Origin of the sequence: Plantactinospora sp. ZYX-F-223 (assembly GCF_039649625.1) — a bacterium.
Lineage (GTDB): Bacteria > Actinomycetota > Actinomycetes > Mycobacteriales > Micromonosporaceae > Plantactinospora.
Genome location: NZ_JBDJAV010000150.1, coordinates 1 through 1,650 on the forward strand (window position 1 = coordinate 1; position 1,650 = coordinate 1,650).

1 protein-coding gene is annotated in these 1,650 nt (G+C 70.8%); it reads left to right on the forward strand.

The window, feature by feature from the left end; translation table 11 throughout:
- Positions 1-15 precede the first annotated feature (15 nt).
- Positions 16-1,650 (forward strand): DUF4062 domain-containing protein (locus tag AAH979_RS42875; protein ID WP_346263848.1); only part of this gene is annotated, 1,635 nt, incomplete at its 3' end.

The window sequence follows — 1,650 nt, forward strand, 5'->3', positions numbered from 1 at the left end:
CCCCTAGGAGCCGCCGTGACCAAGGTCTACGTCTCGGCCACTTTCCGGGATCTCCAGGAGTGCCGGGCCGCCGTCCAGCTGGCGCTGCGCCGGCTGCGGGTCGAGGACATGGCCATGGAGTCGTATGTGGCCGAGGACCGGCGCCCGCTCGAACGCTGCCTGGCCGACGTCGCCGAGTGTGACGTCTACGTCGGTATCTTCGCCTGGCGGTACGGCTTCATCCCGGCCGGCTACGACCGCTCGATCACGGAGCTGGAATACCGGGAGGCGCTGACCGGCGGCAAGCCGTGTCTGATCTTCCTGTTGGACGAGGAGGCGCCCTGGCCGCGCAGTTTCGTCGACCGGGGCCGGGACGCGGAGCGGATCGAGGCGCTCCGGGCGGAGTTGGCCGACCGGCACATGTGCAGCACCTTCCGGGACCCGGCCGACCTGGCCGCGATGGTGACCGCGGCGGTGGCGAACTGCCTCACCGACGCCGGGGTGCCGGCCGGCGGTGGCATGCACACGCTGAGCCGGGACACGCTCAAGCAGTACCTGCTCCGGCTGCGGCAGCACTACGGGGTGCTGGACCTGGACGCGTTGACCCCGGAGCAGACCGAGGACTACCTCCGGATCCAGTTGATGTCGGTCTTCGTCGAGCAGTGGGTACGCGAGGATCCGCCCCCGGCCGAGCTGCCCCGGGAGTGGCTGCGGCGGATGCAGTCCGAGGGGCGGATCGGCACCGAGGACGTGCCGGAGGAGGTGGATCCCCGGGAGCTGGTGCAGTTGCACGAGTCGTACCGGGCGAAGCCGTTGCAGCGGCTCTTCGACGTACTCGGCGCGCCGGACCAGCGGGCGATCGTGCTGCTCGGCGATCCCGGCTCGGGCAAGTCGACCGTTGCCCGGTACGTGACGCTCAGCCTCACCGGCGGGCCGGTCGACGACCGGCTGACCGCGCTCGCCGATCACCTGCCGCTGCTGATCGAGTTGCGCTCGTTCATCACCCTGGCCGCCGAGGGCAAGTGCGAGAACTTCGTCGACTATCTCGACCACCGGGCCAGCACCGACGGGCTCGGCATCGAGCGGAGCGCGCTGTTGCGGCACCTCGGGGTCGGCGGCCGGGCGGTGATGGTCCTGGACGGCCTGGACGAGGTGTTCGACCGGCACCGCCGGGAGGAGGTGGCCCGGCAGATCGCCGGTTTCGCCGCCAACCACCCGCAGGTACGGATGATCGTCACGTCCCGGATCATCGGCTACTCGCGGCGGATCCTGACCAGTGTCGGGTTCGTGCACTACACGTTGCAGGACCTGGACGAGGAGCAGACCGGCGACTTCCTGTCGAGTTGGTACCGGCTGGCGATCCGGGACCGGCCGGAGGACGCGCACGCCCAGCGGGCCCGGCTGCTGGACGCGATGCGGCACTCGCACGCGATCCGGGAACTCGCCGGCAACCCGCTGCTGCTGACCATCCTGGCGATCATCGGCAAGCACCAGCCGCTGCCCCGGGAGCGCTGGAAGCTCTACGACCACGCCGCCACCGTGCTGGTGGCGCAGTGGGACACCGACCGGCACCTGCGGGAGGAGTCCCCGGCCGCCGGCTTCCTGGACCCGGAGGACAAGAAGGAGCTGCTGCGCCGGCTGGCGTACCGGATGCAGTCGGCCGACCGCGGG